Here is an 8,599-nt window from a genome sequence, read left to right as displayed (position 1 = left end):
CGGCTCCCGGGGGTCCCGGGGCGGGGTGTGCGGGGTACACTTCGGGCGTGCCGCTCGCCGGACAGTCGGGAGCGGCAGGGGGAACGGTGCCGGGTACGGCGCTACGGCACTTCCCATAGATCATTTTCCGCGGTCCCGGACCGCCGATCCATGTACACAATCAGTGATCTTTTGGTCGGCCCCGACCCGATCGGCGACGAAGATCGCCAACTCGGCACGAAGTTCGGGGGCAATACGGACGGGGGTCGCCGAACAGCGCACAGATCTGGTGATCAGCGTCACCGAGCGGCCCTTCGGCGGCTCCTGATCGACGGGAGTGTGCGGAATCGGCGGTCCAGCGGCCAGAACAAGATCATAAAAGGCCCGCCGGACGGTCAGGCGACGCCGAGGAGATGTTCCAGGGCGAGCTGGTCGAGGTGCTCGATGTTGACGGCCCGCGCGCCGGCGGCGTCGGCGTCGAAGGTCTCGTAGGCGGTGGGGTCGGCGACGAGGTCGGCCAGGGTCTCGCCGGGGGCGAGGGTCGGGGTGGACAGGGCGCCGACGCCGGCGGCCTCCAGCGCGTCGATCACCCGCGGGTCCTGGCGGAACGCCCTGGCCTTCTCCCGGAGGATCAGGTAGGTCCGCATGCAGGCGGCGGCCGAGACCCAGGCGCCGTCGACGTTCTCGGCCCGCGGTGGCTTGAAGTCGAAGTGCCGGGGTCCGTCGTAGCCGGCGCCTTCCAGCAGGTCGACGAGGAAGAACGCGCTCTTCACATCGGCGGCGCCGAAGCGTAGGTCCTGGTCGTACTTGAGGCCGTGCTGGCCATTGAGGTCGATGTGGAACAGCTTGCCGGCCCACAGCGCCTGGGCGTAGCCGTGGACGACGTTCAGGCCGGCCATCGTCTCGTGGCCGACCTCCGGGTTCAGCCCGACCATGTCCGGATACTCGAGCTGGTTGATGAAGGCCAGCGCGTGGCCGATGGTGGGCAGCAGGATGTCGCCGCGTGGCTCGTTCGGCTTCGGTTCCAGCGCGAACCGGAGGTCGTAGCCGCGCTCCCGCACGTACTGGCAGAGCAGGTCGACGGCCTCCTTGAGCCGGTCGAGCGCCGCCCGCGGGTCCTTGGCCGCGTCGCTCTCCGCGCCCTCCCGCCCGCCCCAGGCCACGTAGGTCCTGGCGCCGAGTTCGGCCGCGAGGTCGATGTTGCGCATCGTCTTGCGCAGCGCGAACCGTCGCACGCTCCGGTCGTTGGCGGTGAAGGCGCCCTCCTTGAAGACCGGGTGGAAGAACAGGTTGGTGGTCGCCATCGGGACGACCAGCCCGGTGTCGTCCAGCGCGGCCCGGAACCGCTTGACGCACCGCTCCCGTTCCGTGTTGTCGGCCCCGAACGGGATCAGGTCGTCGTCGTGGAAGGTGACGCCGTACGCACCGAGTTCGGCGAGCCGGTGCACGGTCTCCACTGGGTCGAGCGCCGGCCGGGTCACCTCGCCGAAGGGGTCCCTGCCCTGCCAGCCGACGGTCCACAGGCCAAAGCTGAAGCGATCGGCCTTGGTGGGTGTCAGATCGCTGGCCATGGCGTCCCCTCACGACTAGTTTGGTGTTGCCTACAACAAATAGCCAGGTGGGAGCCGCCATGCAACCCCCTGTCCGTCCTGGTGGAAGCGCTCGGCCAGCGGCACACCTCAGATCACCAGGTAAAATCCCTTCCCTCGCAGGCGCTTCGCCCCTATCGGCGCGGTTTCGCCGCCGACGCCGCCCACCTCTTTCACAACGCCCGTCTCTTCCGCGACGCCGAGTTCTTCCACGACATCCGGCACGCTTCGCCCACCCGGCACGCTTCGCCCACCCGGCGTGGACGGGCGGACGGGCATGACCCTGGTCGCGGGTGTCGACTCCTCGACCCAGTCGACGAAGATCGTCATCTGTGACGCGGCGGACGGGCGGATCGTCCGGTCCGCCGCCGCCCCGCACCCGGAGGGCACCGAGGTCGACCCGGCCGCCTGGTGGGCGGCGCTGCGATCGGCCGCCTCCGGCGGGCTGCTCGACGGCGTGGCAGCGCTGGCGGTCGCCGGCCAGCAGCACGGCATGGTCGTGCTCGACGACGCCGGCCGGACCGTGCGCCCGGCCCTGCTGTGGAACGACGTCCGCTCCGCGGACGACGCCGACGACCTGGTCGCCGAGCTCGGCGCCGAGCGGTGGGCGACGGCCACCGGCAGCGTGCCGACGGCGAGCTTCACCGTCACCAAGCTGCGCTGGCTCGCCCGCCAGGAACCGGCGAACGCCGCCCGCGCCCGAAGCGTCCTGCTCCCGCACGACTGGCTGACCTGGCGGCTCGCGGGCGGCGGGCCCGCGGGCGGCGGACCGGGTGATCCCGACGGCGGCCGGCCCGACGTCTCGCGGACGACCGACCGGGGCGACGCCTCCGGTACCGGCTACTGGTCGCCCGCCACGGGCGGCTATCTCCCCGACCTCGTCGAGACGGCCCTGGGCCACCCGGTGGAGCTTCCCCGGGTCGCCGGCCCGCGCGAGGTCGTGGGGGAGGCGGCCCGGCTGGCCCCGCCAGGCACGTTGCTGGCCCCCGGCACCGGCGACAACATGGCCGCCGCCCTCGGCATCTGCCCGAGCCCCGGGGACGTGGTCGTCTCCGTCGGGACGAGCGGCACGATCTTCGCGACCACGGAGCACCCGACGCACGACCCGGACGGGCTGGTCGCCGGCTTCGCGGACGCCACCGGGCGCTTCCTGCCGCTGGTGTGCACGCTCAACGCCGCCCGGGTGCTCACCACCGTCGCCGACCTGCTTGGCGTGAGCCCCGCCGGGTTCGACGCGCTCGCGCTGGCCGCTTCGCCCGGGGCGGGCGGGTTGACACTGCTGCCGTTCCTCGACGGCGAACGCACCCCCAACCTGCCGCGCGCCCGCGGCCTGCTGGCGGGGCTCACGCGCGGGAACCTCTCCCGGGAGAACCTGGCCCGGGCCGCGGTCGAGGGGGTGCTGTGCGGGCTGGCGGTCGGGGTCGACGCGCTGCGCCGCCATGGCGTCGAGGTCCGGCGCGCCCTGCTGGTCGGCGGCGGCGCGCGGTCGCGGGCCATCCGCGCCGTCGCGCCCGCCGTGCTGGGCCTGCCGGTCGCGCTGCCGGACCCGGGTACCGAATGGGTCGCCCGCGGCGCGGCCCGGCAGGCGGCGTGGGCGCTGTCCGGCGCCGCCGAGCCCCCGGACTGGCCGGTTTCGGCGGACCTGGTCGCCGCCGAGCCGGACCCGCTCGCCCGGGCCGCGTTCCTGGAGGTCCTCGACGGCGCCCTGCCGCTGCTGCGCCGCTGACCAGGCGTATCGGGCGGGTCAGCCGCCGGTGGCGGGGAGGGTCGCCGCGACGCCGAGCGGGTCGTCGAGCAGCGGCGCGAAGGCCAGCTCGGCGGCGCCGAACAGCGGGGAGTCGCCGCCGAGCGCGGATGGCACCAGCTCCACGTGCTCGCGCGACATGGTGAGCCCGCCGGCGCCCATCATGTTGACGACGTCGCACTCGACCGCCTCGAGCAGCTCACGCAGCTCGCCGCCGAAGATCACGAGCTCCGGGTTGAACAGGTTGACGAGGTTGCCGACGCCGACCGCGAGCCAGCGGCTGATCTCGTAGAGCGCGTGGCGGGCGCGCTGGTCGCCCGCCTGGGCGTCGGCGACGACCATCCGCGGCGTCGTCCCGTCTCCTGGCTCGTGGCCGGCGGCCCGCAGGACGGCGTCGATGCCGACCTCGGTCTCCCAGCAGCCGCGGGCGCCGCAGCGGCACCGCTGCCCGGCCGGGTTGACGATCATGTGGCCGGCCTCGCCGGCGTAGCCGCCGTGGCCGCGCAGCGGCCGGCCGCCGCAGATGACCCCCGCGCCCACGCCGACGTTGCCGGACAGGTAGACGACGTCGTCGTGGCCGCGCGCCACGCCCCTGGTGTGTTCGGCGAGCGCGCCGAGGTCGGCGTCGTTGGCGACGAGGACGGCCGCGCGGTCGAACGAGCAGCCGGGCAGTGCCTCGACCAGCGCGGCGCCGAGTGTCTCGCCGAGGGGCTGCTGCTCCCAGCCGAGGTTCGGCGCGAACCGCACGAACCCGTCGGTGCCGCGCACGACGGCCGGAACGGCGACGCCGACGCCGACGCAGCGCGCCCGCGGCCCGAACTCGTCCGCGAGCTGGCGCGCGGCGGTCACGGTGAGCGCGACGACCGACTCGAAGTTCCGGTCGCCGGGCGGCAGCGGGACGACCTTGCGGGACAGCATCGTCCCGCCGAGGCCGACCCGCGCGCCGACGATCCGGTCCACGCCGAGGTCGAACGCGAGTGCCTGGTAGTGCTCGGTCTCCGGCACCACGACGAGCGACGGCCGGCCGGCCCCGGAGCGCACGCCGGGTGCCTCCTCGCGGACCAGTTCGGCGATGTTCGCGAGGTCGGCGGCCAGCGCCCCGATGGTGCTGCGGTTCAGCCCGGTCCTGGCGGTCAGGGTGGCGCGCTGGGTCGGGCCGGCCAGGTGGACGTAGCGCAGCAGCAGGCTGAGGTTGTGCCGCCGTAGCTCCTCCTGCTTGATCCCTGCCGGGGAGAGGTGGGGTCTGTGGAGGCGCATCACTCACCCAGTCTGGCGTAGCGCGCTCGTGGCGATACGTAGCGATACATGTGCATAGAGTCATAGTTTCCGATTGGTAACCGCGAACCTCTTGCGTGACGGTGATCACATAAATATGTTTTGCGGCACAACTTAGCATCCGAGTCCTGGGCGGCCATGCCCACGGAACGGCCATGCCCACGGAACAGCGATGCCCAAGGAAGGGGCCCACGCAGATGGGAAGGAAGTTCACTCGCCTGGCGGCGGTCACCGCGATCGCGGCGACCGCCGCGTTCGGCCTCGCCGCGTGTGGCGATGACGATGACGGCGGGAACGGCGCGGCCGGCGGTTCCGGCGGCGGGACGGGCAAGATCGGCGTCATCCTGCCGGACACCAAGTCGTCCGACCGCTGGGCGACGGCGGACCAGCCGTTACTCGAGGCGGCCTTCAAGGCCGCCGGCGTCGAGTACGACATCCAGAACGCCCAGGGTGACGCGACGCAGATGCAGACCATCGCCGACCAGATGATCACCAGCGGCGTGACGGTACTGCTGATCACCAACCTCGACTCGGGCTCCGGCAAGGCGATCCAGGACAAGGCCAAGGCGCAGGGCGTCGCGACCATCGACTACGACCGGCTCACGCTCGGCGGCTCCGCGCAGTACTACGTCAGCTTCGACAACGTCGCGGTCGGCCGGCTGCAGGGCGAGGGCCTGGTCAAGTGCCTCGAGGCCTCCGGCGCGCAGAAGCCGATCGTCGCCGAGCTGAACGGCGCGCCGACCGACAACAACGCCTCCCTGTTCAAGGAGGGCTACGACTCGGTCCTCGATCCGAAGTACGCGGACGGCACCTTCGTCAAGGGTCCGGACCAGTCGGTGCCCAAGTGGGACAACCAGGAAGCCGGCACCATCTTCGAGCAGATGCTCACCCAGGAGCCGAACATCGGCGGCGTGCTGGCCGCCAATGACGGTCTCGGCGGCGCCGCGATCGCGATCCTGGCGAAGAACGGCCTGAACGGGAAGGTCCCGGTCACCGGGCAGGACGCCACCACCTCGGCGTTGCAGAACATCCTGGCCGGCGACCAGTGCATGACCGTCTACAAGGCGGTCCAGAAGGAGGCCGAGGCGGCCGCCAAGCTCGCGATCGCCCTGGCGAAGGGCGAGCCGGCCGAGGCGCCCGACAAGGTCAACGACCCCGAGGGCAAGCGGGACGTCCCGTCCGTGCTGCTCGAGCCGGTGGCGATCACCAAGGACAACGTCAAGGACGTCATCGACGACGGCTACGTGACCAGGGCCGAGGTCTGCACCGGCAAGTACGAGGCGCTCTGCGCCAGCGCCGGCATCTAGCCCGGCCGCTGACCGGCTGACAACCGGCGGACGCCCGTGGGCGGTGACTCGTCACCGCCCACGGGCGATGCCGTTGGTAGCCCGCCAGCGCCGTTGGTAGCCGTCGGCGCCCTTGATGGCCCGGCCCGTCAGCCGGGCCGCCCGCCGCGCTGTCCCGTCGCCGGGCCGCCCGCTCCCTCAGCCGGTAATCCGGCTCACCTTCCGATCTGAACCCGTTCCCTCGGACGCGTGCCGTCACCGGCCGCTCCACGCGCCTTTTCCGTCTCACACGAGAGCTGAAGCTCCGGGCCCTTTCCGCGAGGACGACGGAAAAGCCTCACCGCGCCTGTCGAGGAGTGACATGACCGACGATCCACCGCTGGGGACGCCCGTCCTCGAGCTGCGCGGAGTCAACAAGAGCTTCGGCGCGGTGCACGTGCTGCACGACGTTGACTTCGCCGCCAACGCCGGAGAGGTCACCGCGCTGGTCGGTGACAACGGCGCGGGCAAGTCGACGCTGATCAAATGCATCGGTGGGATCCATCCGCTAGATACCGGCGACTACTACTTCCACGGCAAGCCGGTCTCCGTCCGGAACCCGAAGGACGCCGGCGCGCTCGGCATCGAGATCGTCTACCAGGACCTGGCGCTGTGCGACAACCTGGACATCGTCCAGAACATGTTCCTGGGGCGGGAGCGGCGCGGCCGCTTCGCCCTCGACGAGGCGTCGATGGAGAAGGCGGCCGCGAAGACGCTGGCCGGGCTCTCGGTCCGGACGGTCACCTCGCTGCGCCAGCGGGTCTCCAGCCTGTCCGGCGGGCAACGGCAGACGGTGGCGATCGCCAAGGCCGTGCTCTGGAACAGCGCCGTCGTCATCCTCGACGAGCCGACCGCCGCGCTGGGCGTCGCGCAGACCGCGCAGGTGCTCGACCTGGTCCGCCGGCTCGCCGACTCGGGCCTCGCCGTGGTCCTGATCTCGCACAACATGCGCGACGTGATGCAGGTCTCCGACCGGATCTGCGCGCTCTACCTCGGCCAGGTCGCGGCCGACGTGCGCGCGGCCGACGTCACCATCCCCGACGTGATCCAGATGATCACCAGTGGAGGCGCCGCGCGGGATGCCCAGGGCAACGGGACGGCCGTAGCGGCCGTAGCGGCCGTAGCGGCCGGGGCGGCCGGGGCGGCCGGGGCGACGGTGAACATCACGAAGAACGTCACGGACGCGGGTGCCCCGGGTGAGGGGGCCCCGGGCGCGGCCCAGGGGTCCGAGGCGGCGGGGTCCGAGGCGGCGGGGTCCGAGGCGGCGGCCGCCACGACGAAGGGAGGAGCGGCATGAGCGCCACCGAGGTCGCGACACCCGCTCAGCCGGAGCCCGTCACGCCCGTCAAGACGGCCGCCGGCCCGGCCGTCGCGCCGGCGGGTGCCCCGCCGGGCCTGTTGGACTACGGCCGCGACTTCGTCGCCCGGATCCGCGGCGGCGACATGGGAGCGTTGCCCGCCATCCTCGGCCTCCTGGTCCTGTGTGTCGCTTTCGCGATCATGCGTGAGCGGTTCCTGTCGGCCATCAACTTCGCCAACCTGTTCACGCAGGGCGCGGCCGTCACCGCGATCGCGATGGGCCTGGTCTTCGTCCTGCTGCTGGGCGAGATCGACCTGTCCGCCGGCTTCGCCTCCGGCGTGTGCGCCGCGGTCATGGCGACGCTGATCGCCGAGCATGGCCAGCCCTGGTGGGTGGCCATGCTCGCCGCGGTGGGTACGGGCATTGTCATCGGTTTGGTACTCGGCTTCCTGGTCGCCCGGGTCGGGATACCGTCATTCGTGGTGACCTTGGCCGCGTTCCTTGCGTTCCAGGGTGCCGTGCTGCTGATCATCGGCCAGGGTGGGAACGTCTCGATCAGGGACGAGACGATCGTCGCGATCGCGAACAAGAACCTGCCGGTCTACGGCGGCTGGATCCTGTTCGCGGTACTGGTGCTCGGGTTCGGCGCGAGCCAGTTGATGCGCAGCGTCAACCGCCGCCGCAGCGGCCTGACGGCCGACCCGATCTCGGTCGTCGCCCTGCGCACCGGTGCCCTGGCGGTGCTCGCGGGCTTCGCGGTCTACGTGCTCAACCTGGAGCGCTCGCGCACCGCGATCGTCTCGCTGAAGGGGGTGCCGATCGTTGTCCCCGTCATCCTCGTGCTGGTGGTGATCGGGACGTACGTGCTCAACCGCACCTCGTACGGTCGGCACATCTACGCGGTCGGCGGCAACGCGGAGGCGGCTCGGCGGGCCGGCATCAACGTCGTCAGTATCCGGATCTCCTGCTTCGTGATCTGTTCGTCGATGGCGGCGGTCGGCGGAATCATCGCCGCGTCCCGAGCGACGTCGGTCGACCCGAACGCTGGCGGCAGCAACACCCTGCTGTACGCGGTCGGCGCGGCCGTCATCGGCGGGACCAGCCTCTTCGGTGGCAAGGGCCGGATCATCGACGCCGTTCTCGGTGGCGCGGTGGTCGCCGTCATCGACAACGGCATGGGCCTGATGGGCTACAGCGCCGGCGTCAAGTTCATCGTCACCGGTTGCGTCCTCGCCCTGGCCGCTAGCGTCGACGCCCTCAGCCGCAAGCGCGCCGCCTCCACCGGCCGCATCTGATCCCCGGCGTCTGACCTCCGGCCTCCGGCTCCCGGCGTCTCTGGCGTCGGGGGCCGGCCTCCCCACCCCAGGGCCATGAGTCAGCGAAAGGC

The 8,599-nt window shown here is 71.9% G+C and carries 7 protein-coding genes; 4 read left to right on the top strand and 3 right to left on the bottom strand.

What is annotated here, in order from left to right; genetic code table 11:
* Window positions 1-374: 374 nt before the first annotated feature.
* Window positions 375-1,550, bottom strand: coding sequence for a xylose isomerase (gene xylA / locus I6A81_RS29545; RefSeq protein ID WP_202998968.1), 1,176 nt, complete (start codon window positions 1,548-1,550; stop codon window positions 375-377).
* 108 nt (window positions 1,551-1,658) lie between these two features.
* Entirely contained in the window at window positions 1,659-1,793 is a 135-nt protein-coding gene (locus I6A81_RS45140) for a hypothetical protein (protein ID WP_285222692.1), read from the bottom strand.
* A 52-nt stretch (window positions 1,794-1,845) separates the two neighbouring features.
* Between I6A81_RS45140 and I6A81_RS29540 the strand changes: the two genes are divergently transcribed.
* Entirely contained in the window at window positions 1,846-3,294 is a 1,449-nt protein-coding gene (locus I6A81_RS29540; protein ID WP_202998966.1) for a xylulokinase, read from the top strand.
* An 18-nt stretch (window positions 3,295-3,312) separates the two neighbouring features.
* Here the strand turns inward: I6A81_RS29540 and I6A81_RS29535 are convergent, their stop codons facing one another.
* Entirely contained in the window at window positions 3,313-4,569 is a 1,257-nt protein-coding gene (locus I6A81_RS29535; RefSeq protein ID WP_202998964.1) for an ROK family protein, read from the bottom strand.
* 215 nt (window positions 4,570-4,784) lie between these two features.
* On the opposite strand from I6A81_RS29535, the gene I6A81_RS29530 reads away from it, so the two are divergent.
* From I6A81_RS29530 to I6A81_RS29520, 3 genes are all read left to right on the top strand, one after another.
* On the top strand, window positions 4,785-5,894 hold the full coding sequence (locus tag I6A81_RS29530; protein ID WP_202998962.1) for a sugar ABC transporter substrate-binding protein: 1,110 nt from the start codon (window positions 4,785-4,787) through the stop codon (window positions 5,892-5,894).
* 340 nt (window positions 5,895-6,234) lie between these two features.
* Entirely contained in the window at window positions 6,235-7,209 is a 975-nt protein-coding gene (locus I6A81_RS29525) for an ATP-binding cassette domain-containing protein (protein ID WP_202998960.1), read from the top strand.
* Complete coding sequence (locus I6A81_RS29520; RefSeq protein ID WP_202998958.1) at window positions 7,206-8,507, top strand: sugar ABC transporter permease; 1,302 nt, start codon at window positions 7,206-7,208, stop codon at window positions 8,505-8,507. The genes I6A81_RS29525 and I6A81_RS29520 overlap by 4 nt, the downstream gene beginning before the upstream one ends.
* Window positions 8,508-8,599: the final 92 nt, after the last annotated feature.

The organism is Frankia nepalensis (assembly GCF_016786325.1).
Taxonomy (GTDB): domain Bacteria; phylum Actinomycetota; class Actinomycetes; order Frankiales; family Frankiaceae; genus Pseudofrankia; species Pseudofrankia nepalensis.
Note: the sequence above shows the minus strand (reverse complement) of the source record. Positions and strands in the feature narration are given on the sequence as shown.